This window comes from Streptomyces sp. PT12 (assembly GCF_003311645.1).
Taxonomy (GTDB): Bacteria; Actinomycetota; Actinomycetes; order Streptomycetales; family Streptomycetaceae; genus Streptomyces.
Genome location: NZ_QEST01000137.1, coordinates 27414 through 49890 on the forward strand (window position 1 = coordinate 27414; position 22477 = coordinate 49890).

General features: G+C 73.8%; 24 protein-coding genes. 10 read left to right on the forward strand and 14 right to left on the reverse strand.

Features of this window, described 5'->3' with window-relative positions; genetic code table 11:
• Nucleotides 1–35 precede the first annotated feature (35 nt).
• The 5 genes from amaP to DEH69_RS15655 are packed head-to-tail and all read right to left on the reverse strand — an operon-like array spanning nucleotide 36 to nucleotide 2369.
• Nucleotides 36–632 carry an alkaline shock response membrane anchor protein AmaP gene (gene amaP, locus DEH69_RS15635; protein WP_113687586.1) on the reverse strand — a complete coding sequence of 199 codons (597 nt, stop codon included), beginning with the start codon at nucleotides 630–632 and terminating at the stop codon, nucleotides 36–38.
• A 6-nt stretch (nucleotides 633–638) separates the two neighbouring features.
• Entirely contained in the window at nucleotides 639–1196 is a 558-nt protein-coding gene (locus DEH69_RS15640; protein WP_113687587.1) for a DUF6286 domain-containing protein, read from the reverse strand.
• On the reverse strand, nucleotides 1193–1609 hold the full coding sequence (locus DEH69_RS15645) for an Asp23/Gls24 family envelope stress response protein (protein ID WP_113687588.1): 417 nt from the start codon (nucleotides 1607–1609) through the stop codon (nucleotides 1193–1195). The genes DEH69_RS15640 and DEH69_RS15645 overlap by 4 nt, the downstream gene beginning before the upstream one ends.
• A 7-nt stretch (nucleotides 1610–1616) precedes the next feature.
• Nucleotides 1617–1811: a hypothetical protein gene (locus DEH69_RS15650; RefSeq protein ID WP_113687589.1), complete on the reverse strand. Its 195-nt coding sequence runs from the start codon at nucleotides 1809–1811 to the stop codon at nucleotides 1617–1619.
• Nucleotides 1812–1841: 30 nt separating this feature from the next.
• A complete protein-coding gene (locus DEH69_RS15655; protein ID WP_258534698.1) occupies nucleotides 1842–2369 on the reverse strand; it encodes an Asp23/Gls24 family envelope stress response protein in 528 nt (175 codons plus the stop codon).
• A 79-nt stretch (nucleotides 2370–2448) separates the two neighbouring features.
• On the opposite strand from DEH69_RS15655, the gene DEH69_RS15660 reads away from it, so the two are divergent.
• On the forward strand, nucleotides 2449–3195 hold the full coding sequence (locus DEH69_RS15660) for a nucleopolyhedrovirus P10 family protein (RefSeq protein WP_113687590.1): 747 nt from the start codon (nucleotides 2449–2451) through the stop codon (nucleotides 3193–3195).
• Nucleotides 3196–3199: 4 nt separating this feature from the next.
• On the opposite strand, the gene DEH69_RS15665 is transcribed toward DEH69_RS15660, so the two are convergent.
• The 7 genes from DEH69_RS15665 to DEH69_RS15695 all read right to left on the reverse strand — a co-directional run bounded on the left by DEH69_RS15665 (nucleotide 3200) and on the right by DEH69_RS15695 (nucleotide 11148).
• Nucleotides 3200–3979 (reverse strand): enoyl-CoA hydratase/isomerase family protein, encoded by a 780-nt coding sequence (locus tag DEH69_RS15665; RefSeq protein WP_113687591.1) that lies wholly within the window; start codon nucleotides 3977–3979, stop codon nucleotides 3200–3202.
• 73 nt (nucleotides 3980–4052) lie between these two features.
• Complete coding sequence (locus DEH69_RS15670) at nucleotides 4053–4277, reverse strand: helix-turn-helix domain-containing protein (RefSeq protein ID WP_049578499.1); 225 nt, start codon at nucleotides 4275–4277, stop codon at nucleotides 4053–4055.
• Nucleotides 4278–4577: 300 nt separating this feature from the next.
• Entirely contained in the window at nucleotides 4578–6176 is a 1599-nt protein-coding gene (locus tag DEH69_RS15675) for an ABC-F family ATP-binding cassette domain-containing protein (RefSeq protein ID WP_113687592.1), read from the reverse strand.
• Nucleotides 6177–6334: 158 nt separating this feature from the next.
• Nucleotides 6335–7705 carry a hypothetical protein gene (locus DEH69_RS15680; RefSeq protein ID WP_113687593.1) on the reverse strand — a complete coding sequence of 457 codons (1371 nt, stop codon included), beginning with the start codon at nucleotides 7703–7705 and terminating at the stop codon, nucleotides 6335–6337.
• 108 nt (nucleotides 7706–7813) lie between these two features.
• Nucleotides 7814–8944, reverse strand: coding sequence for an alpha/beta hydrolase (locus tag DEH69_RS15685; protein ID WP_113687594.1), 1131 nt, complete (start codon nucleotides 8942–8944; stop codon nucleotides 7814–7816).
• A 190-nt stretch (nucleotides 8945–9134) separates the two neighbouring features.
• Nucleotides 9135–10088 (reverse strand): phosphotransferase enzyme family protein, encoded by a 954-nt coding sequence (locus DEH69_RS15690; protein ID WP_181727449.1) that lies wholly within the window; start codon nucleotides 10086–10088, stop codon nucleotides 9135–9137.
• 403 nt (nucleotides 10089–10491) lie between these two features.
• Nucleotides 10492–11148 carry a class II aldolase/adducin family protein gene (locus tag DEH69_RS15695; RefSeq protein WP_258534693.1) on the reverse strand — a complete coding sequence of 219 codons (657 nt, stop codon included), beginning with the start codon at nucleotides 11146–11148 and terminating at the stop codon, nucleotides 10492–10494.
• Between the two features lie 76 nt (nucleotides 11149–11224).
• Here DEH69_RS15695 and DEH69_RS15700 point away from each other — a divergent pair, with 76 nt between their 5' ends.
• Together DEH69_RS15700 and DEH69_RS15705 are read left to right on the forward strand one after the other, a co-directional pair.
• Nucleotides 11225–12439 carry an inorganic phosphate transporter gene (locus tag DEH69_RS15700; protein ID WP_113687597.1) on the forward strand — a complete coding sequence of 405 codons (1215 nt, stop codon included), beginning with the start codon at nucleotides 11225–11227 and terminating at the stop codon, nucleotides 12437–12439.
• Between the two features lie 22 nt (nucleotides 12440–12461).
• Nucleotides 12462–12674, forward strand: a complete 213-nt coding sequence (locus tag DEH69_RS15705) for a hypothetical protein (RefSeq protein ID WP_258534694.1) — start codon at nucleotides 12462–12464, stop codon at nucleotides 12672–12674.
• A 34-nt stretch (nucleotides 12675–12708) separates the two neighbouring features.
• Here DEH69_RS15705 and DEH69_RS15710 read toward each other — a convergent pair whose 3' ends face one another.
• Nucleotides 12709–13611, reverse strand: a complete 903-nt coding sequence (locus DEH69_RS15710) for an SCO1860 family LAETG-anchored protein (protein ID WP_113687598.1) — start codon at nucleotides 13609–13611, stop codon at nucleotides 12709–12711.
• A gap of 141 nt (nucleotides 13612–13752) precedes the next feature.
• On the reverse strand, nucleotides 13753–14838 hold the full coding sequence (locus DEH69_RS15715) for an amidohydrolase family protein (protein WP_258534695.1): 1086 nt from the start codon (nucleotides 14836–14838) through the stop codon (nucleotides 13753–13755).
• A 172-nt stretch (nucleotides 14839–15010) separates the two neighbouring features.
• Here DEH69_RS15715 and DEH69_RS15720 point away from each other — a divergent pair, with 172 nt between their 5' ends.
• From DEH69_RS15720 to DEH69_RS15750, 7 genes are all read left to right on the forward strand, one after another.
• Complete coding sequence (locus DEH69_RS15720; protein WP_113687599.1) at nucleotides 15011–15682, forward strand: SigE family RNA polymerase sigma factor; 672 nt, start codon at nucleotides 15011–15013, stop codon at nucleotides 15680–15682.
• Nucleotides 15679–16350, forward strand: coding sequence for a hypothetical protein (locus DEH69_RS15725; RefSeq protein ID WP_147255608.1), 672 nt, complete (start codon nucleotides 15679–15681; stop codon nucleotides 16348–16350). Before DEH69_RS15720 ends, DEH69_RS15725 begins: the two co-directional genes overlap by 4 nt.
• Before the next feature lie 363 nt (nucleotides 16351–16713).
• Nucleotides 16714–17331 (forward strand): diaminobutyrate acetyltransferase, encoded by a 618-nt coding sequence (gene ectA / locus DEH69_RS15730; protein ID WP_113687601.1) that lies wholly within the window; start codon nucleotides 16714–16716, stop codon nucleotides 17329–17331.
• Nucleotides 17332–17404: 73 nt separating this feature from the next.
• Nucleotides 17405–18673 (forward strand): diaminobutyrate--2-oxoglutarate transaminase, encoded by a 1269-nt coding sequence (ectB, locus tag DEH69_RS15735; protein WP_113687602.1) that lies wholly within the window; start codon nucleotides 17405–17407, stop codon nucleotides 18671–18673.
• An 81-nt stretch (nucleotides 18674–18754) separates the two neighbouring features.
• Nucleotides 18755–19150: an ectoine synthase gene (locus tag DEH69_RS15740; protein ID WP_113687603.1), complete on the forward strand. Its 396-nt coding sequence runs from the start codon at nucleotides 18755–18757 to the stop codon at nucleotides 19148–19150.
• A 60-nt stretch (nucleotides 19151–19210) separates the two neighbouring features.
• Nucleotides 19211–20110 (forward strand): ectoine hydroxylase, encoded by a 900-nt coding sequence (thpD, locus tag DEH69_RS15745; RefSeq protein ID WP_113687604.1) that lies wholly within the window; start codon nucleotides 19211–19213, stop codon nucleotides 20108–20110.
• A 277-nt stretch (nucleotides 20111–20387) separates the two neighbouring features.
• Nucleotides 20388–22418 (forward strand): translation factor GTPase family protein, encoded by a 2031-nt coding sequence (locus tag DEH69_RS15750; protein WP_113687605.1) that lies wholly within the window; start codon nucleotides 20388–20390, stop codon nucleotides 22416–22418.
• Nucleotides 22419–22477: the final 59 nt, after the last annotated feature.

Sequence of the window (22477 nt, forward strand, 5' to 3'; positions counted from 1 at the left end):
CCCCCCTCTTCGCCTGCGGCGGCCTGAGGCCGTCGTCAACTGACCCGGTCCACCGTGTGGCGGGAGGGGCGGAGGTGGGTTTCCGTGGGGAGGGCCGGGAGGCCCGCCGAGGTGCGGGCGTGGTCCACGGCCTCCTCGTGCAGGCGCCGCACCACATCGGCCGGGTGGGCCTGGGGGGTGAGGAGCAGGCCGACCCGCACGCGCGGGGCGGTGCGGCGGCCTGTCAGGGACACGCGGGCGCGGTCGACGCCGGGGAACGTCTCGGCCTCAGCGGCGAGCACGTCCTCCACCGCCCTCCCCCGCAGCACCGCCCGCGCGCCGTCGCCGCTGTCGATCTGGATCTCCGCGAGCCGGGGCCGCCTGACCTGCGCCAGCAGCCACCACAGCGACAGCAGCAGCAGCGTCGCGAGGCCGCCGATGACCACGGGCCACCACCAGCCGTGGCGCGTGAACTGCGTCCGGTCCGTGTGCGTCAGCAGCACGTCGTGCGGCGCGCGCCACGAGAAGCCTGAGGGCAGCCACAGGCCCCAGCGGCGCGGCAGGTCGAGCGCCGCCGCGAGGGCCACCAGGCCGACGCCGATCAGCAGCAGGCCGGACAGGCCCATCAGCACTCGGTTCACCGTGCGCAGCACGCCGCGTCACCGCCTCGCCGGTCGGCGCACATGGACGCTCAACGCCGGGGGCCTGGCCAGGCCGAGCTCCCCGATGCCGTGGTCGAGCACCGCGTCGAGGTCCGCCTTGACCGCGTCGAGCTCGCGGAAGTGCGCCTCCGCCAGCGCCCTGACGCGGCGGCGGCCCACCAGCACCCGCACATCCCGCACGCCCGACACCTCCATCGCACGGTCCCGCAGCACGACCGCGGCGGCGGAGCGTTCGATGCCGGAGCGCATCCCCGAGGCGTCGGCGCGCATCGGCAGCAGGCCGCGCAGGCCCGGGCTGACCGCGAGCACGATCAGCCACACGCCGAGCGCGACCGCCGCCACCGCGCCCGCCACCACCCACCCGTCGTCCAGGGTGCGGGTGGCCAGGCCGTCGGTGAGCGCGCGGCGCCAGGCCGCGACGGGGCGGTCGGCGCGCACCGAGACGATGTCGTAGAGCAGCATCCCCGAGGCGATCAGCAGCGCCACGGCGAGCAGCGCGGCGGGGGCGCGGCGGACGGACCAGAACCGGCCCGCGGGGCCCGCGGGTTCGCTCACCGCACCCTCCCGGTGGCCTCGCCGTTGAAGTGCGCGGAGTACAGGCGTTCCACGGAGACCGCCACATACGACGCCTCCATGCCCGTCAACTCCTTGATGCGCCGGGTGACATGGCGCCGCACCGCGCCGCACTGGGCCCCGATGTCCGAGGGGTAGCCGAGGGCGACGGCGACCTGGACGCCCGCCACCCCCGTGCCCCCCTCGGCGCCCGGTGACCTGGTGACCACGGCCGTGGCGTGGGGCAGCTCGCCGTGCAGCCGCGGGGCGACGGGGCCCCGCGCCTCCGCGCGCAGCGCCTCCCTCGCGGCCTGCACGGCGAGCTTGGCGACGACGCGCTCGGAGATCCGCGTCGCGCCCCGGTCCCCCGCGGGCACCGCGGGCTCGACGGCCTCGGCCTCCACCGTGTCCGTCACCCGGCCGTCACCGCCGCCGGTCGTCGTCGCGGTCCCTGATCCGGAAGAAGTCCCCCGGCTCCAGGTCCCCGTCGACGAACCTGCCGACCACGAAGCCGATCGTGCCCAGCGCCGCCACCAGCAGGAAGGCCCCGAATCCACCGAAGTACGTGGCGAAGCCCAGCGCCATGCCGGCCATCATGCCGACCACAGCCATGCTCATGATGTGCTCCTGGCTCCCGCTCCGTCCCCGCTACTGCAACGGAGGCCGCTCGTCGTCGTCCTCCTCGCCCTCGGGGAGGTTGACGTCACCGACGTTGATGTTGACCTCGACGACCTCGAGACCGGTCATCCGTTCCACCGCCGCGATCACGTTCTCCCGTACGGTACGGGAAACGTCGGCGATGGAAACGCCGTACTCCACAACGATTTCGAGATCGAGCGCGGTCTGGACCTCGCCGACCTCCGCCTTGACGCCGCGCGTCGCGGACTTGCTGGCCCCCGGCACCCGGTCCCTGACCGCACCGAACGTACGGGCGAGCCCACTGCCCATCGCGTGCACGCCCACCACGTCACGCGCCGCCATCCCGGCGATCTTGGCCACCACACCGTCGGCGATCGTCGTCCGGCCCCGCGTGGCGGGGTCCCCGGTGCCGCGCCGGGTCCCCAGCTGCTTGCCCGGCGCGTCGATCGTCGTGGTGGTGGTGCTCGTGCCCTGCTCCGTACCGGTGTCGGTCACTGCGCCTTCACCCCTTTCCGAATGCCACAGTAAGCGTGTCATCCGACACGCGACATACGAGATCCTGTTACCCAGCCCCGGCCGATTGAGTACGACCGGGTGAGAACAGAGAGTAAAGGTCATGGGTGCGGACCCGCTGAGTGCCGCCGTGCGGCGGCAGTTGAGCCTCGGCAGGCTGGTGCCGCTCGGGCCGCCCGAGGGCGGGGTCGGGGCCTGGCTGACCGAACGGGCCGCACGTCCGGTGCTGCGTTCGGCGGCCGAAGGGGTCCCCGGCGTCCTCGTCGAGCGGATCGACATCACGCCCGCCGCCGACGGCGGCGCCTGGTCGGGCGACGGCGGCGAGCCCGCCGTTCCTCCGCCGCCCAGCGGGCTGCCGCCCGGCCCCCTGCGCATCGGCGCGGGCATCGCCACGGGCCTGGTCAGGCCGCTGCCCGCGTATGCGGACGAGGTGCGCGCGGCGCTCGCGTGGGCGGCGGACGAACGGCTCGGCCTGGCCGTGGCGTTCGTCGACTGCGAGGTGACGGGCCTGCTCGGCGACGGCGAACGCCCGCCGCGCCCTGACGGGACGGCCGAGGCGGCGTGGGACGCCGACGAGCCGGTGCCCGCGCTTGGCCCTGGCCCCGCCGCCGATGTGGCCGTCGCGGTCCTGTCCGTCCCCGGCGTGCGCGGGCTCTCGACCGCGCTGGGCGGGCCGGCGTCCGCGCTGACGGTCGGCGAGGGACTGATCCGGTGTCAGCTCGTGGTCGACCCCGGCCGCCGCGTTCGCGACGTGGCGCTCGCGGCGGGGCGCGCGGCGGCGGACGCCGCTCCCGGCGCGCCACGGGTCAGCGTGCTGGTGACCCGCGCCGGGGCGCGGCGCCCCGGCTGAGCCCTCACTCGCCAAGACCCGCAAGGGCCCGCAGCCGCCTGGCCTGCGCGGCGCGCTCGAGGGCGCGCTGCTCGTCGTAGGAGTGGTCGAGGGCGGAGCGCAGCAGCGCCTTGGTCTCGATCAACGCGTCGCGGTCCGTGGCCAGCAGGGCCGCGGTGAGGTCGGCGGTGGCGGCGGACAGCTCGGCGGCGGGGACGACGAGATTGGCGAGACCGACGCGTTCGGCCTCGTCGGCGTGGACCGCGCGGCCTGTCGCGCAGATCTCCAGGGCGCGGGCGTAGCCCACCAGGGAGACCAGCGGCGAGGTGCCGCCGAGGTCGGGGACCAGGCCGAGCGATGTCTCGCGCATGGCGAACCGCACGTCGTCGGCGCAGATCCGCAGGTCGCACGCGAGCGCGAGCTGGAAGCCCGCGCCGATGGCGTGGCCCTGGACGGCGGCGACGCTGAGCAGGTCGCTCCTGCGCCACCAGGTGAACGCCTCCTGGAACGCCGCGATGGTCGCGTCCACCTCGGCGTCGGACGCGCGCGCCAGATCGGCGAAGGAGAGATCGCCCTCGATGCCCTCGGGGGTGAGGGCGCGGCGGTCGAGCCCCGCCGAGAACGAGGTGCCCTCGGCGCGCAGCACGACTACCCTCACCTCGCCGGGCAGCCGTCGGCCGACCTCGGCGAGGGCCCGCCACATGGCGGGCGTCTGCGCGTTGCGCTTGGCCGCGTGGGTGAGGGTGACGGTCGCCACGGCCTCGTGGACCGTGGCGTGGACTCCGTCCGTGTCGAGCAGGCTCATCGCGGCCTCCGGTGGTGGTTACTCGGCGGTAATGCTGTCCGCAGGGTAACGCTCCACCGGTGCCGCTCCGCGCTCAGGGGGTGGGGGCCGCCTTCTTGCCTCGGGTGGCGCCGCCCCGGCCGCGCAGGGTCACATCGGCCTCGCTCAGCATGCGATGCACAAAGCCGTACGACCTGCCGGTCTCCTCGGCCAGGGCCCGAATGCTCGCTCCCGACTCGTACTTCTGCTTAAGGTCTGCCGCGAGCCTCTCGCGCGCGGCGCCGGTCACCCGGCTGCCCTTCTTCAGAGTCTCGGCCACTCGTGCCTCCTCGTGCGAAGTGCGCTCTGCCCTCTCATGATCACCCCTATCCCGCTTCCTGGCCACCCATTCACCGAGGTCGGTACGACAAGCGGACAGCTCGCACCCGGCCGCCGCGGGCGGCCACGGCAGGGGCGGGACCGTTCCACGGGACAAACGGGCAGGTCAGCGCGGACGGGCACGCCGCGCCCCGCGGCGCGGGTCGACGCGCGGGGATACGTCAGGGCTCACTCAGATGAATGATCAAGCGTCGGCCGAATGATCCACCGGAGATGATCACAAACGGTGGACACGCGGGCGTCAGGCCAGCGCGACCAGGTCCGCGTAGTCGGCGCTCCAGAGGTCCTCGACGCCGTCGGGCAGCAGGATGATGCGCTCGGGCTGGAGCGCGTCCACGGCGCCCTCGTCGTGTGTGACGAGGACGACCGCGCCGGTGAAGCCGCGCAGCGCGCCCAGGATCTCCTCGCGGCTCGCGGGGTCGAGGTTGTTCGTCGGCTCGTCGAGCAGCAGGACGTTGGCCGACGAGACCACGAGCGTGGCCAGGGCGAGCCGGGTCTTCTCTCCGCCGGAGAGCACGGCCGCGGGCTTGTCGACATCGTCGCCGGAGAACAGGAACGAGCCCAGCGTCTTCCTGATATCGACCATGTCCATGTCGGGGGCGGCCGAGCGCATGTTCTCGAGAACGGTGCGGTCGGCGTCGAGCGTCTCGTGCTCCTGCGCGTAGTACCCGAGCTTGAGGCCATGGCCAGGGGTGACCTCGCCCGTGTCGGGCTTCTCGATCCCGGCGAGCAGCCGCAGCAGGGTCGTCTTGCCCGCGCCGTTGAGGCCCAGGATCACGACGCGTGAGCCCTTGTCGATGGCCAGCGAGACATCCGTGAAGATCTCGAGCGAGCCGTACGACTTGGAGAGCGACGCGGCGGTCAGCGGGGTCTTGCCGCACGGCGCGGGGTCGGGGAAGCGCAGCTTGGCCACCTTGTCGCGCTGGCGCTCGTCCTCGAGCCCGGAGAGCAGGCGCTCGGCGCGGCGCGCCATGTTCTGGGCGGCGGTGGCCTTGGTGGCCTTGGCGCGCATCTTGTCGGCCTGGGCGTTGAGGGCGGCGGCCTTCTTCTCGGCGTTGGCCCGCTCGCGCCTGCGGCGCTTCTCGTCGGCCTCGCGCTGGACCTGGTACTGCTTCCAGCCCATGTTGTAGATGTCGATCTGCGATCGGTTGGCGTCCAGGTAGAACACCTTGTTGACCACGGTCTCGATCAGGGCGATGTCGTGGGAGATCACCACGAGACCGCCCCTGTACGTCTTGAGGAAGTCCCGCAGCCAGACGATCGAGTCGGCGTCCAGGTGGTTGGTCGGCTCGTCGAGCAGCAGGGTGTCGGCGTCGGAGAAGAGGATGCGGGCCAGCTCCACGCGGCGGCGCTGGCCGCCGGAGAGCGTGTGCAGCGGCTGGCCAAGCACCCGGTCGGGCAGCCCGAGGCTCGCGGCGATCGTCGCGGCCTCGGCCTCGGCCGCGTAGCCGCCCTTGGTGAGGAACTCGGTCTCGAGGCGCTCGTACTTGCGCATCGCGCGGTCGCGGACGGCGCCCTGCCCGCTGGCCATCCGGTCCTCGTTCTCGCGCATGCCGCGCAGCACGGTGTCGAGGCCGCGGGCGGCCAGGATGCGGTCGCGGGCGAGGGTGTCGAGGTCGCCGGTGCGCGGGTCCTGCGGCAGATAGCCGACCTCGCCGCCGCGCGTGATGGTCCCGGCCGCGGGGATGCCCTCGCCCGCCAGGCACTTGGTGAGCGTGGTCTTGCCCGCGCCATTGCGCCCGACCAGGCCGATGCGGTCGCCCTTGGCGATGCGGAACGACGCGGACTCGATGAGGATGCGTGCGCCAGCGCGTAGCTCGACGCCGGATGCGGTGATCACGGACGGACTCCAGGTGGCGATGGGAAAACGTACGGGTCTGGGCTGGTCTGGGTCGTACGCCCGCTAATGCACGAGGAGCGAGAAGTCCATGGGTTCATTCTAACGGCGTGGCACAACCCGTTTTCCTGCCGCCCGTCCGCCAGGGGCGCGGCCATGGGTCAGGCGCCCCCGGTGTGGACCTGGAACGCCGCGCGCCTGACGCGTTTCGCCACGGCGGGGTCCGGATGGGCCGCGGCCAGGGCGAGCAGCACCTGCACGGTGCGGGGGTGGCCGCAGGTGCGGATCTCGTTGACCAGTTCGACCACGGAGGGCTGCGGGGCGGCGTCGACGTGGTCGAGCAGGACGCGGTCGGCGCCGTGCTCGTGGGCGGCGGACGCGGTGTCCACCCATAGCCAGGTCTCCTCGGCGCGGGTGAGGACGCCATGGGCGGATTCGGTGTGGTCGCGCGGGTCGCCCTCCTCGTGGTCGGCGAGCCACAGCAGGGCGTAGGGGCGCAGCACGGGCTCGTCGGCGGCGGCGCGTATGGCGGGGAGCGCGGGGGCGCCGACGACGCGCAGCGCCTCGAACGCGAGGCCGCGGATCAGGGCGTCCTCGCCGCGCGCGGCGTTCAGCAGCTCGGTGACGGCGGGGCCCGAAGGGCGCACGGCGAGCCAGGCGCGGTACTCGGCGCGGGCGGGGCCCGGGGTGAGGTTGGCGCAGCCGCGGAGCATGGCGACGGCGGACTGCTCGATGTTGCCCGCGGGGCTCTGGGCGGCGATGCAGATGTGCTCGAGCTTCGTCCACATCGCCCAGCTGCCCAGCTCGGTGAGGCGGGCCCGCTCGGGGTGGTGGCTGCGGGCGTGCAGGGTGAGGGCGCCGACGGACGCGAGGGTGTCGAGGGCCCAGCCGAGGAGGCGGACCACCTCGGCGGTGTCGCGCTCGGCGGCCTCGCGCTCGGCCGGGTCGCGGTCGGCGCGCAGCTCGGAGATCCGCCGCCGCAGCAGGTCGATCAGCCCGGCCCCGGTGACGGGCCCGTCGGAGAGCTGCATGACCGAGAGCAGCTGGGGAACGGCGGCCACGACGTCGGCGAGCGTGCCGGGGTCCGCGTCGGGGGGCGCGGGGCGGGCCAGGGACCACGCGTCGAACAGCGCCACCCAGCCGCGCAACGCCGCCGTGTCGTCGCGGTCCCACGCGCGAAGGCGCCAGCCGGCGCGCACGGGCGCGGGGGCGGCGCTGTGCTCGACGAGCCCGGCGAGGCGGGCGCGGCCCCAGTGCTCGCGCACCTGGGTGGGCGTCAGGCCCAGCTCGTCGGCGGCGCGCTCGGCCACGGCGTCGGGCGAGGTCCCGGTGCGCTCGGCCCAGTGGGCCAGGCGCACGGCGTCGGCCAGGATGGCGCGGGCGCGCCGGGCGAGCTCGTCCTGGGGGGCGACGCCCTTGGGGGGTGTGGGGGCCCTTCTCCCGGCCGACGCGCGTCTGCCCGCCGCGGCGCGCTGGGTGGGTGTCTGAGGGACAAGTCGCAACCGGGGCTCACGCGGAGTTCGGGACGTCACGGCAGCAGTCTCACCGGTCGGGCCTCGAAAGCCCAAACCCCCCGCCCAGCGGGGTACATGAGCGCCCGCGCCACGCGCCCGCGCGTGGGGCGGCGCTCGCGCGGTCGCCTACCCAAGCGGGGTGAGAAACCGGCCGAGGCGCTCCTCGTAGGCGGCGGGGTCGGCGTTCCAGAGCGCGGCGTGCTCGGCGTCGGGGACGGCGTGCAGGACGGTGTTCCCGGCGTGCCGCGCCGCGAGGTCGCGCGAGGCGGCCCACGGGGCGACGGTGTCGTCCGGGCCGTGCAGCAGCAGGACGGGCAGCGCGCCGCGGGCCCCGTGCGGGAAGCTGGGCGGCCGGTCGGCGGGGTCGAGCCCGAACCCGCCGCGCGCGGCGCGCACCGCCAGGGGCAGCAACGGGCGAGGAACGCCGCGCTGCGCCGCGAGCGCCCGCAGCGTCGCCTCGGGGTCGAGCACGGGAGAGTCGAGCACAAGGCCGCACAGGCGCGTGCGCTCCGGGGAGTGCGCGGCGGCGCGCAGGGCCATCGCGCCCCCCGCCGACCACCCGTACAACACCACGCGCCGGGCGCCTCGGTCGACGGCGTAGCGCAGGGCGGCGTCGGCGTCGTGCCACTCGGCGGCGCCGAGGCGGGTGACGCGGTCGGCGGGGCGTGGCGCGCCAGGGTCGCCGCGGAAGCTGGGGATCAGCACGGGGAAGCGCTGGTCGTGGAGGAACGGCAGCACGTTGAGCGGGTGTTCGCGCGTGGCGCCGAGGCCGTGCAGGGCGATGATCCACGTGTCGCGCGAGCCGTCGACGTACCACGCGGGGAGGGTGCCGCGCTCCCCCGTGAGCGACACGCTGGTGTGCGCGATGCCGAGCGCGGTGGGGTCGCCGACGTGGATCTGCGGGGTGAGGTCCACGGGGGTGCCGGGGATCAGCTCGCCCCGGCTGATCCGTTCCAGGCGGCGGACGACGGTGTCGGGCGCGGTGGGAACGTCGAGCACCGGGCCGACGACCGCGTGGCCCGAGCGGGCGGCGAGGCCGTACACGCCGGGGCGCAGCGACTGCGGCGTGCGGGAGAGCGTGATGCGGTCGGCCGTGGTGGCGTGCACGGTCAGCCTGGCGTGCCAGAACCCGGCCGGGCGCGGGGCCCTGCGGGCGCTGAGCGCGAGGTCGCTCGCCCACCGCCCGGCGGCGACCGCGGCCGCTCCGGCCCCGAGCAAGGTGGTGGCGGCCACGGCCGCCGTCGTGCGCCGACGCATGCACCCCAGGATGGACCGGGGCACGGGGGGCCGCCACCCGACGGCCCGGCGGCCTGAGCAACCCGGCCTGGCGGCCTGAGCGCCCCGACGCACCGGCCCGCGGCCGCGCGGAAGGGCGACGGCCCGTCCGCAGTCGCCCCGCCCACCCGCCCTTGTCCGGCCCGCGCCGGAACGCCATGGCCGCGGGAGGCTACGCGGCCCACGCCCATCCCGGCCAGCCGGACCGCGCCAGCCACTTATCGAGGACGAGACCGTCGGCGAGCCGTTCGGTGATCTCCTCGATCGGCGAGAGCCCCAGGCGCCACCGTCCGATGCGCCAGACGACGGAGTAGAGGGCCTTGTACCGCAGCATGGCCGGGGTCGCCTCTTCCTCAGCCGCCGACAGACTGGCCGAGCGAGCGTAACCGCGCAGGAAGGCCGCCAGCCGCTCCTCGGCTCCCGATATCCCGAGTCCGGTGGCCATCGTCACGGCGGCGACCGGGTCGTTCAGCCGGAGACCGAGATGCGCCACCTCGAAGTCGAGCACCGCGCTGACGCGCCCCTCGTGCACAAGGACATTCCACAGCGAGTAGTCGCCGTGCACGATCTGGACCGGCAGCGTCCTGACCAGCTTCGCGTGCAGCCGCTCCGCCGGGCCGATGCTCTCCCGGAACCACCGCAGGCCGGGGCCGTCGCCCAGCCGTCTCTCCAACTCCGCACAGGCGCCCTCCAGGTCGGAGACTCCCGGGTGGATCTGCTCCAATGACCCACGCCAGTCGCGTGGCGCCAGCTCGACCGCTACCTCGGCGAGCGCCTGATCGAGGACTCCCAGGGCTTCCGCGGCCAACTCGATCGACTCAAGCGACTCGTCGGCACGCTGCCCCGGCACGAACGGGAAGATCGCCATGGAGTCGTGCACAGTCCGTCCGTCCAGAGTCGGCCGGGGGGCTGGCACGGTGAAGGGCAACCCACCGCGTTGGTTCAGCTCGTTCAACAGCCGATGCTCGGCCGCTATCTCGGCGGGCAGGAGGTTCTGGTAGATCCGCAGCACATGAGTGTCGTCGAGGATCAGTGTCGTGTTGTTCGTCCCACCCGCTGGTCTCCGGACGCGTGAGGGCTCGGGCAGGCCCCACACGGCCAGCTCGACAGGCCGATGAACGTCCATCCGGTACCTCTCCTCACGGCGCACGAGTCCCTGGCACCCTACGCACCGGCACTGACATCGCGACATGATCGCCGTTCAATGGCCCGGGACGGTCCCGCGTCCGGTCCCGACGGCCTGGAAGCGGCAGGACTCGGTTCCGGTCCGGATGAGGGTGCGGCGGAAGGTGATCCGGTCGGCGATGGCCGCGGGAGCGACGGCCTGCGGCCGCCAGCGCTCTCGCCCCCGGCAGCGGCAGCCACACGCACCACGGCGAGCGGCATCGCCCCGCAGGTCGGCAGGCGGCAACCGACGGCCGCCAGGCCGTCGTTGCCCGCCGCGACCAACCACCCGCCGCGACCAACCACCCGCCGCGACCAACCACCCGCCGCGACCCCGCCGGAGGCGACCCCGCCGCGGGCGGGCGTCACGACTGGCCGTAGGCCGCCAGCTTGGCGGACACCGCCTCCAAGTCCGCCCTGGACAGCAGGGCCGGGGTGTGGGTGCGGGATGACGTCGCCGTCAGCCACAGGTGGCACATCCACTCAAGCTGCGCCGTGTGCTCGTACGCCTGGCGCAGGGTCGTGCCGTGCGCGATCGTGCCGTGGTTGCGGAGCAGGCACGCGGTGCGGTCGCGCAGTGCCTCGCGCGTGTGGGCCGCCAACTCCTCGCTGCCGTACGTCGCGTAGGGCGCCACCCGGACCGGGCCGCCGAGGGCGGCGGTCATGTAGTGGATCGGCGGCAGCTCGTCCACCAGCGTCGAGACCGCCGTCGCGTGCAGCGCGTGCGTGTGGACCACCGCCGCCGCGTCGGTCGAGTCGTAGATCGCGAGGTGCAGCGGAAGCTCGCTCGTGGGGGCGAGCGTTCCGGCGCGTGGGCGGCCTCGGCGGTCGACGGCCAGCAGGTCGCGGGGGCGAAGTTGGTCGTAGGGAACGCCGCTCGGTGTGACGAGGATCGCATCGCCCACGCGGACCGACAGGTTCCCCGATGTGCCGACGACCAGGCCGTCCGCCACCGTCTGACGTGCCCTCAGGACCAGCTCGGACCAGGCCCGTCGCCACTCGGCGGGAATCCCACGTCGCATGTTCATCTCTCGTTCACCTATTCACCTTACGTTAACGGGCGCTTGCCCCCCGACCCGCCGAATGATTGTCCGGTACATGGAACACATCACGCTGCTGATCGCGATCGTGATCATCACAGCCCTGGCGTTCGACTTCACCAATGGCTTCCACGACACGGCCAACGCCATGGCCACCACGATCTCGACCGGGGCCATGAAGCCCCGTCCCGCGGTGGCGATGTCGGCGGCGCTCAACCTCGTCGGAGCGTTTCTCTCGATCGAGGTCGCCCGCACCATCTCGGGCGGCATCGTCGACGAGGAGGCGGGCGTCCAGCCCGAGGTGATCTTCGCGGGGCTCGTCGGCGCCATCGTCTGGAACCTCCTGACCTGGCTCGCCGGGCTGCCGTCGAGCTCGTCGCACGCGCTGTTCGGCGGCCTCATCGGCGCCACCCTCGCCTCGGTCGGCAGCGGCGCGGTCAACGCCGACGCCGTGGTGACCAAGGTCGTCATCCCGGCGCTCGCCGCGCCCCTGGTCGCCGGGGTCGCCGCCCTGCTGGCCACGCGCCTCACCTACCGGATCACGCGCGGCGCGGACGAGCGCGAGGCCGCGCGCGGCTACCGGGCCGGGCAGATCGCCTCGGCCGCGCTGGTCTCCCTCGCCCATGGCACCAACGACGCGCAGAAGACCATGGGCGTGATGACCCTCGCGCTGATCACCGGGGGCGCGCTGGCCCCCGGCGCCGATCCGCCGCTGTGGGTCATCGCCTCCGCGGGCATCGCCATCGCGCTCGGCACCTACCTCGGCGGCTGGCGCATCATCCGCACGATGGGGCGCGGGCTCACGGACATCGCGCCCCCGCAGGGATTCGCCGCGCAGACCAGCGCGGCCACCACGATCCTGGCGTCATCGCACATGGGGTTCGCGCTGTCCACGACGCAGGTGTGCTCGGGCGCGGTGCTCGGCTGCGGGCTCGGGCGCGCGGGCGGAACGGTCCGCTGGTCCACGGCGACCCGCATGGTGGTGGCCTGGGGCCTGACCCTCCCGGCCGCCGGACTGATCGGCGCGGCCGGGGCGTTGATCGCGGAGCGCGGCGACTGGGGCGTCGGCGTGGTCGTGGCGCTGCTGGTCGCGGTCAGCGCCGGGATCTGGCTGCTGTCGCGCCGCAGGCCGGTGGACCACGCCAATGTGAACGCGGACACGCCCGCCGAGGTGAGCGGCAAGGTGAACGTCGAAGGCGAGGAGCCCGAGCCGGTGGACGCTGGCGTCGATGTCCCGCCCGCGCCCGCCCCTTCTGTCTCGTCGGCGTCCTGACCAGGGAGTTGAGCACACCGCTGTGAACCTCGATCTGACCATCGCATGGGATGTCCTCGGCCAGGTCGTCCTGGTCTCCGTGCTGCTGACCGTGGCGCTCGTGGGCCTCTTCTCGGTCGGCATCAGGACGGCGGGCCGGTCGTCCGCGACCGCGGCCGCGCGGCCCGTCGGGCTGGTGTCGTTCGCCCTGTGCGCGGCCGCGGTCGGCTACGGCATCTGGATCGTGGCGACCTGAGGGGCGCCGCCCCGGCCCGCCGTCGGCGCTCGGCTCAGGCGGTGCGGCGGCGGTGCCTGGCGACCAGGACCGTCGCCGCGCCCGCCACGAGGAGGCCGACGCCGCCGCCGATGACATAGGGCGTGGCCGAGCCGCCGCCCGTGGCGGCCATCTCCGGCGCGTCCTCGGCCTCCTCGGTCTCCTCCTCGGAGACCGTCTGGGTGCGCGGGGCCCCGGCTGGCGTCTCGCAGCTGGCCTCGGCGAGCGTGAGGGTGCCGGTGACCCCGGCGATGTCGAGGTTCAGGGGGTTGACCGAGATCGACAGGTCGAGCGCGCTGGCCGCCGCCGCGCCCTGGGAGGTCTCGGTGCGCGACAGGTCGAGGGTGACCTCGCCGACGCCTGGCACCGGGACGTTCACCGAGCCCTCCACCGTGAGCGGCACCTCCTGGCCGAAGACGGTGGCGGCGGCGGGCATGTCCGTCTCGGCGACCGGGGTGCCGCCCAGCGGGCAGTGCGCCCTGGCGGCGATGGCGTCGAGCTCGATGAGCGGCCGCATCGGCAGCCCCGGCACGGTGACCTGCGCGGCGGCGAGCGATGTCTCGGCAAAGCTGCCGTCGGCGTCCACGGTGGCGGTCGCGTCGGCGACGTCGGCGCGCAGCAGCTCGAACGGGCGGCCCTCGTCGACGCCGTCGAGCGTGGCGGTGAGCAGGGTCTCCCTGGCCTCGGTGGCCCGGCCAGGGGCCTGGACCTCGTTGAGGGTGGCATTCAACGGGACGCCCAATGTGCCGTCGAGCAGGGAGACTTCGAGACCGGCGCGCAGGACGGCGGCGCTCGCGGCGCCCTCGCCGCCCGCCGCGGGGGCGGACTCGTCGGCGTGGGCCGCGGGCAGGGCGGCCTGTGCCATCAGCGCCGCGGTGGTGAGCAGCGTGGCGGCGGCGCGGCGGGCGGTGTGGTTCACGGGCGGAACTCTCCAGGGTGTGGAACGGCGAACTCGGGACGCGGGGGGACGTCCGTCATCCTTGGCGCCGCGCGTCCCGGCGGGCGGCGTTCCGGCCCTCGTTCACCCGAACGGGGTACCCCATGCGCGCCTCGCGCCGCCTCACGCCACGACGCGCCCCCGCAGCACCACGCGGCTCGGGTGCCCCAGCACGCCGATGTCCTTGCGAGGGTCGGCCGGGTAGACGACCAGGTCGGCGGGGGCGCCCTCGGTGAGGCCCTGGCGACCGAGCCAGCGGCGGGCGCTCCAGGTGGCGGAGGCGAGCGCGTCGCCCGCGGGGATGCCAGCGGCGACCAGCTCGGCGACCTCCCTGCCGATCAGCCCGTGCGGCAGCGAACTCCCGCCGTCCGTCCCGGTGTAGATCGGGACCCCGGCGTCGTACGCGGCGCGCACCGTGTCGTACCTGCGCGCGTGCAGCCGCCTCATGTGCTCGGCCCAGCGCGGGTACCTGGCCGCGCCCTGGTCGGCGAGCGTGGGGAACGTGCCGATGTTGACGAGCGTCGGAACGATGGCCACGCCGCGCTCGGCGAACAGCGGGATCGTGTCGTCGGTCAGCCCCGTGGCGTGCTCGACGCAGTCGATCCCGGCCTCGGCCAGATCGCGCAGCGCGTCCTCGGCGAAGCAGTGGGCGGTGACGCGGGCGCCCTCGCGGTGGGCGGCGGCGATGGCGTCGCGTACGGCGCCCACGGGCCAGCACGCGGCGAGGTCGCCGCGCTCCCGGTCGATCCAGTCGCCGACGAGCTTGACCCAGCCGTCGCCGCGCCTGGACTGGCGGACGACGGTGGCGGTCAGGGCGTCGGGCTCGACCTCGTCCGCGAAGCCGCGCAGGTAACGGCGGGTGCGGGCGATGTGGCGGCCCGCCCTGATCAGCGGCGGCAGGTCGTCGCGGGCGTCCGTCCAGCGGGTGTCGGCGGGCGAGCCCGCGTCGCGCAGCAGCAGCGCGCCCGCGTCCCGGTCGGCGACGGCCTGCTCCTCGGCCGTGGCGCGGTCCACGACCCCTTCGGCGCCGAGCCCGACATGGCTGTGCGCGTCCACGAGCCCCGGCAGCACCCACCCGGTGAGCGTCGTCATGTCCCGTGCGGCGGCGGGGCGTTCGAAGGTGATCCGGCCGCCGACCACCCACACCTCGTCCCTGGTCTCGTCATCGGGCCCGATCAGCACGCGTCCCGTGATGTGGAGTGCGAACACGCGGTCCATGATCACACGCATCGGCGCCCAACGACCGCTCGGCAGCGGCGCCTTCGGCTGTTAGGCTCCTCACTCGCCGGGAGCTGGACGTAGGAACGGACAGCGTACGACCCGTCGGACACACTCCCACGGGGCGCGACCGTTCGTCAGGCCGTCAACGAGGGGGGTCAACATGCCCGGCACCGGCGGACACGGCGCGCACGAAGCGGAGTCCGACGGGGACGCCGGCGGGGACGTCGGCGAGGACGTCGGCGGGGACGTCGGCGGCGAGTTCGATGACTTCTTCGAGCGGCACCACGCCGAGCTGTCCCGGCTGGCCCATCTGCTGCTCGGCGGCGGGGGCGGGGCGGGCGACGCGGACGACCTGGCCGCCGACGCGCTCGTGGCCGTGTGGCGCCACTGGGACCGGGTGCGCGCGGCGCGTTTCCCCCTCGCGTACGCGCGGGGCGTGGTGGCGAACATGGCCCGCGCGCGGATCCGCGCCGAGACGCGGGAGCGCCGCAGGATCGCGCTGTTCTGGTCGGGGCAGCCCTGGCGGGACGGTGCGGCGGACGCGCCCGACGTGCCCGCGGTGCTCGATGTGCGCGCGGCGCTGCGGCGCCTGCCGCACCGGAAGCGGGCCTGTGTGGTGCTGCGGCACGCGTTCGACCTGTCCGAGCGCGACACGGCGCGCGCCCTCGGCATCTCCGTGGGTACGGTGAAGAGCCAGACCTCGCGCGGCATGGCCGAGTTGGAACGGCTGCTGACCGAGGGCGGGCCCCGGGGCAGGCCCGAGGGAGGCGGCCGGACACGGGAGTTGCTCCGGGCGCTGCGCACGGGGCCCGAGCAGCGGGGCAGTTGGTGACCGGGGGGCGCGTGGGCGAGGGCAAGGACCTGAGACGGCTGCTGCGCGCGGCGGCCGACGAGCACAGCCCCGACCGCGCGCGGATGCGGGCGCGCGTGGCGCGCGGCATGGTGGAGGAAGCGAACGCGGCGGAGGCGGCGCGCGGTCGGCGCCCCCGGCGGGGAAGGGCGCGCGGGTGGCCCAGGGCGGCGGGCGCGGTGCTGGCGCTTGGCGCGACGCTCGGCGGGGCCGCGGTGGTCGCCGGCCTCGCCGAGGGCGGCGGGCGGGCGGCGGTCAGCGAGGTCGCGCTCCCCTCGTCGGGAGCGCTCGACCCGGGCAGCGGGGAGCGCTGGTCGCAGAGCAACGTCACGGTGGAGACGGCCGAGCCGCTGACGGCGTTCACGGTGGAGCTGCGGGTGGCGCTCGGCGAGGGCGTGCGGCCCACCGGGGCCTGGCGTTCGCTGCCCGGCGACGACTTCGATGTGACGGTGGGCGTGGAGGAGGGCGCGCTGGTGTTCCGGTGGGAGCTGCGCCCGGGGGCCGAAGTGCCACCGGGTGAGCATGTGTTCGCCGGGCGGTACGACCACGAGGCCGGGCCGCGGGACACGGCGGGCGACCGCTATGCGGTGGCGGGCGAGGGGCCGGGGGTCGAGGTGACGGCTGAAGGCCGTTTCCCCGGATCGCGCTAATTGAATTCCTGGGGTGGCGCCGAAGGCCGGGGGAAGAAATTCGGATGCCGAATCCCGGCCTATTCCGGATACACCTCTCGGGGCCTCGTCTTCCCGCTTCGACGGCTTCTAAACGGTACGTTCGCGGGTTCTTGACACACCACAGGACGGATCCCGGACGGTCACGCGGTTGTTACAAAGCTGTGACTTCCCGGCACATCCCGCCCGCTTTGTCCGGTAACTAAAGGGCATAACGCCACATTTCCCCGGGATCCTCTGCGCCACCGCCCCGGCCCCCACGCGTGCGCGATAACACATCGGGCTCACCCTGTTAACCCCCTTCGGCGATGCATCTTCATCGATGGCTGGGTAAATTCAATCTGCATGAGCCCCGCACAAGCGGACCATACACGTCCCACCCCAGATTTCCTGGACAACGATTTTCCGGCAGGCCGAGAAGGGCTGGCGCTCGACATACCCCGCCTCGCGGACGGCGCGGCCCTGTGGCGCATCGCCCGCGACTCCCGGGTCCTGGACCTCAACTCCCCCTACAGTTACCTCCTGTGGTGCCGTGACTACTCCGGCACGTCTATCGTGGCGAGGGCCGCCTCGGGCGAACCGGTCGGTTTTATCACCGGCTACACCCGCCCCGAGGTCCCGCGCACCCTGCTGATCTGGCAGGTCGCGGTGGATCAAGGGCAGCGTGGACGCGGCCTCGCTGCCGCGATGCTGGACGCGTTGACCGACCGCGCGGCCCGTGAGTGGGGGGTGAATCTCGTCGAGACCACCGTCACCCCGGACAACATCGCGTCGGACCGCCTCTTCGCCTCGTTCGCCGCCCGGCGCGGCGCCGAGCTGACGCGCGAGGTGCTGTTCGACGCGGCCGTCTTCCCCGACGGCCAGGGCCACGAGCCCGAGGTGCTGTACCGGATCGGCCCCCTGACCGGGCGCGACGCCGAGGAGCCACGCGGGCGCGCGGACCGCGCCACCGCGGGGCGCTGACCCCGCGGCGGCGCCGCCCGGCGCCCCCGATCCACCGAACGCCCTCGCACATCCCCTGAACCAGGAGTCTCCCGTGACCATCACCCAGCCGGACCTGAGCGTCTTCACCACCCTGGAGTCGGAGGTGCGGAGCTACTGCCGTGGCTGGCCCACCGTCTTCGACCGGGCCCAGGGCAGCTACCTGTACGACGAGGACGGCCACATGTTCCTCGACTTCTTCGCCGGAGCGGGCTCACTCAACTACGGCCACAACAACCCCGTGCTCAAACGCGCCCTGCTCGACTACCTGGAGCGGGACGGCATCACGCATGGCCTGGACATGTCCACCACGGCCAAGCGGGCGTTCCTCGAGACGTTCCGCGACGTGGTGCTCAGGCCGCGCGACCTGGACTACAAGGTGATGTTCCCCGGGCCCACCGGCACCAACTCGGTCGAGGCCGCGCTCAAGCTGGCCCGCAAGGCCAAGGGCCGCGAGTCGATCATCTCGTTCACCAACGCCTTCCACGGCATGTCGCTCGGATCGCTCGCCGTGACGGGCAACGCGTTCAAGCGCGCCGGGGCCGGGATCCCGCTGGTGCACGGCACGCCGATGCCGTTCGACGACTACCTCCAGGGCCAGACGCCCGACTTCATCTGGTTCGAGCGGCTGCTCGAGGACGCGGGCTCCGGGCTCAACAAGCCCGCCGCCGCCATCGTCGAGACCGTCCAGGGCGAAGGCGGCGTCAACGTCGCCAGCCCCGAGTGGCTGCGCGGCCTGGCCGACCTGTGCGCGCGCCACGACATGCTGCTGATCGTCGACGACATCCAGATGGGCTGCGGGCGCACCGGGCCGTTCTTCTCGTTCGAGGACGCGGGCATCGTCCCCGACATCGTCACGGTGTCCAAGTCCATCAGCGGCTACGGGCTGCCAATGGCGCTGACCCTCTTCAAGCCCGAACTCGACCTGTGGGAGCCGGGCGAGCACAACGGGACGTTCCGCGGCCACAACCCCGCGTTCGTCACGTCCGCCGCCGCGCTCGACATGTACTGGACCGACGGGCAGATGGAGAAGCAGACCCTCAGCAGGGGCGACCAGGTCGAGGCCGGGCTGCGCGCCATCGCCGCCGAGCACGCGGGCAGCGGCGCGTCGGTCCGCGGGCGCGGCCTGGTGTGGGGCCTGACGTTCGACGACGTCACGCGCGCGACGGCCGTGTGCCGCCGGGCGTTCGAGCTGGGGCTGCTGCTTGAGACCTCGGGCCCGCAGAGCGAGGTGGTCAAGCTGCTGCCCGCGCTGACCATGACGCCCGAGGAGCTGGACGAGGGCCTGCGCATCCTCACGCGCGCCGTCCGCGAGACCGCCTGACCGTGCCCGCCGCCCGACCGGCCCACGGCTCGACCGGCCGCCGAGGCGAACGAAGAAGCGAACGAAAGGGAAGAGACCACTGTGATCGTCCGATCGCTGAGCGACATCGAGGGAACCGACCGCGACGTGGAGTCCGCCTCAGGCACCTGGCGCAGCAAGCGCCTGGTCCTGGCCAAGGAGGGCGTGGGGTTCTCGTTCCACGAGACCGTGCTCTACGCGGGCACGGAGACCAGCATGTGGTACGCCAACCACATCGAGGCGGTCTTCTGCGTCGAGGGCGAGGCCGAGCTGACCAACGACGAGACCGGCGAGAAGCACTGGATCAGCCCCGGCACGATGTACCTGCTCGACGGCCACGAGAAGCACACGCTGCGCCCCAAGACCGACTTCCGCGCGCTGTGCGTGTTCAACCCCCCGGTCACGGGCCGCGAGGACCACGACGAGAACGGCGTCTACCCCCTGCTCACCGAGGCATGAGACCCCCGCGCCCCGTGGGGGACGGCCGCGACGAGTGAAGGAGAGAGAGGAAGCAACCCCATGACCACCGCACCCGAACGCACCGCCGACCTGTATCCCACCCGAGGGACCACCGAGGTGGCCACCCCCCGCCAGGACCCCGTCGTGTGGTCGTCGGCCGACGCCCCAGGACCGTTCACCCAGGCGGAGCTCGCGGGGCATGAACGGGACGGGTTCACCACCGTGGAAGCGCTTATCACCCCCGAGGAAGTGGCCGTGTACCGGGCCGAGTTGGACCGGCTGGTCAGCGACCCCGCGGTGCGGGCGGACGAGCGTTCCATCGTGGAGCCCGCGTCCCAGGAGATCAGGTCCGTCTTCGAGGTGCACAGGATCAGCGACGTCTTCGCCCGGCTGGTGCGCGACCCGCGCGTGGTGGGCCGGGCGCGGCAGATCCTCGGCTCGGACGTGTATGTCCACCAGAGCCGGATCAACGTCAAGCCCGGCTTCGGCGCCAGCGGCTTCTACTGGCACTCCGACTTCGAGACCTGGCACGCCGAGGACGGCATGCCCCGGATGCGCGCGGTGTCGGTGTCGATCGCCCTCACGGAGAACTTCGCCACCAACGGCGGCCTGATGATCATGCCGGGCTCGCACCAGACGTTCCTCGGCTGCGCGGGCGAGACGCCCAAGGACAACTACAAGAAGTCCCTCCAGATGCAGGAGGCGGGCACCCCGTCAGACGAGGCGCTCACCGGCTTCGCCGACCGGCACGGCATCAGGCTCTTCACGGGCAAGGCGGGCTCGGCCACCTGGTTCGACTGCAACTGCATGCACGGCTCGGGGGACAACATCACCCCGTATGCGCGCAGCAACGTCTTCATCGTGTTCAACAGCGTGGAGAACGCGGCGGTCGAGCCCTTCGCGGCCCCGGTCCGCCGCCCCGAGTACATCGGCGCAAGGGACTTCACCCCGGTGCGCTGAGCGCGGCCTTGTGTGACCCGCGGCCTTGTGTGACCCGCGGCCTTGTGTGACCGGCGCCCGGCCGACCGCTCCGTTTCATGGGCGGTCGGCCGGGCGCCGCTGTTGTACCCTCCGGAGCGTTCACCGGAGCGTTCATGTGAAAGGTCGGCCCGCGCGCGGGCCTGGAGAGCAAGGGAGAGTCGGATGCGGCGTCACCTCGGAGCGACCGAGCTGCTGTCACCCCCCTCCCCCACCTCCGAGGACCTTCGTGCCCGCCCCTCCTGTACCCGACCTTTCTGTGCCCGCCCCTTCGAGCACCCTGAACCTGGGCGTCCTCGCCCACGTCGACGCGGGTAAGACCAGCCTCACCGAGCGACTGCTGTTCGACCACGGGGCCATCCCCGAACTCGGCAGCGTCGACGCCGGATCGACGCGCACCGACAGCGGCGAGCTCGAGCGCGGCATCACGATCCGCTCCGCGGTCGCCGCGTTCGCCACGGGCGACACCCAGGTCAACGTCGTGGACACCCCGGGACACCCCGACTTCATCGCCGAGGTCGAACGCGCCCTGTCCGTGCTCGACGGCGCGGTGCTCGTGCTGTCCGCCGTCGAGGGCGTCCAGGCGCAGACCCGCGTCCTGATGCGGTCGCTGCGTCGACTGCGCCTTCCCACGCTGCTGTTCATCAACAAGATCGACCGCGTGGGCGCCCGCACCGAAGGGCTGCTGGCCGACATCAGGCGCCATCTCGCCCCCGGCATCGTGCCGTTGAGCACCGTCCGGGACCCCGGCACGGACCGCGCCCTGGCCGTCGCCCTGCCGCTGGGCGAGGCCGCGGCCGAGGCGCTCGCCGAGCACGACGACGCCCTGCTGGCCCGCCTCGTGGACGGAACGCCGCCGCCCGCGCGGGAGTTGGCCGCGCCGCTGGCCGAGCAGACCGCGGCGGGCCTGGTGCACCCGGTCTTCTTCGGCTCCGCGCTCACCGGCGAGGGCGTGGCCCAACTGACCGAGGGCATCAGGACGTTGCTGCGCCCGCCAGCCCCCGATCCCCACGCGCCCGCGCGGGGCACGGTGTTCGCCGTGGAACGGGCTGGGGGCGGGCGCAAGGTCGCCTATCTGCGGCTGTTCGCGGGCACGGTCAGGGAGCGGGAGCGCCTCACGTTCCACCGCCCCGACGGCGGCCGCCACCGGGGCCGGGTCACCGGGCTCGACGTCGTGACCGCGGCCGGGGCGGGGCGCGGGGCGGGGCATGTCGGCGAGGCGGGGAATGCCGGTGGGGCGCTGACGGCGGGCGGGATTGCGCGGCTGAGCGGGCTGCCTGGCGTGCGGGTGGGCGACGTGCTGGGCGAACGTTCCCCCTCCGGCGCGGGGCAGCGCGTTCCGCACGTTCCGCACTTTGCGCGGCCGGGGCTCGAGACGGTGGTGCGGCCCCAACAGCCCGGGCGCGAGGCCGCGTTGCACGCCGCGCTGACGACCCTCGCGGACGATGACCCGCTGATCCGCACCCGCCCCGCGGGCGGCGGGGCGACCTCGGTGCTGCTGTACGGGGCGGTGCAGCGCGAGGTCATCGGGGACCGGCTGCGGCGGGAGTTCGGCGTGGCGGCGGCGTTCGAGCCGATCACCCCCGTCCTGGTCGAACGGCCGCTCGGCACGGGCGAGTCGGTGTGGGAGTTCGCCCGCCACGGCCCGAACGACTTCTGGGCGACGGTCGGCCTCCGCGTCGAGCCCGCCCCGCCCGGCAGCGGGATCGCGTTCACCCGGGACGTCGAATGGGGCGCGCTCCCCCGGGCGTTCCACCGCGCGATCGAGGAGGCGGCGCGGCGCGCGCTCCAACAGGGCCTGTACGGCTGGGAGGTGGTCGACTGCGCGGTCACCGTGACCCGCATCGGCTACGACGCGCCCATGAGCACCGCGGCCGACTTCCGCGACGTGACGCCGATCGTGCTCCACCGCGCCCTGCGGGCGGCCCACGTCCGGGTCCACGAGCCGTGCCAGCGCGTGGAGTTGGAGGTCCCGCCCGCCACGTCGGGCGCCGTGACGGGCCTGCTTGCCGCGCTGGGCGCGGACATCGGCGCATCGTTCGCACGCGGCGGCTCATGGGTGCTCATGGCCGACCTCCCGGTCCGCGTCGTCCAGGAGTTGACGGCGGCCCTGCCCGGACTCACCCATGGCGAGGGCGCGTTGTGGTCCCACCCCGCCCCCACCCGCCCGGTCAGGGGCGCTCCGCCGCGCCGCGAGCGGTTCGACGGGAATCCGCTGAACCTCGACGAGTATCTGCGGTTTCTCGCGGATCGGAGCTTGACCGCGGCGCGGGGGGTGGGTGGGGGGTGAACGGGGCCCCGCGGGCGGCTGTGGCGGCGGCTACCGGCCGGATGTCCTCCCGTTCGCCG

Bases quoted from the DNA above. Each gene is read 5' to 3' on its own strand.
- DEH69_RS15700 (WP_113687597.1), top strand. From the start codon at position 11,225: ATGGAACACATCACGCTGCTGATCGCGATCGTGATCATCACAGCCCTG.
- DEH69_RS15650 (WP_113687589.1), bottom strand. From the start codon at position 1,811: ATGAGCATGGCTGTGGTCGGCATGATGGCCGGCATGGCGCTGGGCTTC.
- DEH69_RS15665 (WP_113687591.1), bottom strand. From the start codon at position 3,979: ATGAGCCTGCTCGACACGGACGGAGTCCACGCCACGGTCCACGAGGCC.
- DEH69_RS15695 (WP_258534693.1), bottom strand. From the start codon at position 11,148: ATGCGACGTGGGATTCCCGCCGAGTGGCGACGGGCCTGGTCCGAGCTG.
- DEH69_RS15655 (WP_258534698.1), bottom strand. From the start codon at position 2,369: ATGACACGCTTACTGTGGCATTCGGAAAGGGGTGAAGGCGCAGTGACC.
- thpD (WP_113687604.1), top strand. From the start codon at position 19,211: ATGACCACCGCACCCGAACGCACCGCCGACCTGTATCCCACCCGAGGG.
- DEH69_RS15690 (WP_181727449.1), bottom strand. From the start codon at position 10,088: ATGGACGTTCATCGGCCTGTCGAGCTGGCCGTGTGGGGCCTGCCCGAG.
- DEH69_RS15720 (WP_113687599.1), top strand. From the start codon at position 15,011: ATGCCCGGCACCGGCGGACACGGCGCGCACGAAGCGGAGTCCGACGGG.
- ectA (WP_113687601.1), top strand. From the start codon at position 16,714: ATGAGCCCCGCACAAGCGGACCATACACGTCCCACCCCAGATTTCCTG.
- DEH69_RS15660 (WP_113687590.1), top strand. From the start codon at position 2,449: ATGGGTGCGGACCCGCTGAGTGCCGCCGTGCGGCGGCAGTTGAGCCTC.
- DEH69_RS15685 (WP_113687594.1), bottom strand. From the start codon at position 8,944: ATGCGTCGGCGCACGACGGCGGCCGTGGCCGCCACCACCTTGCTCGGG.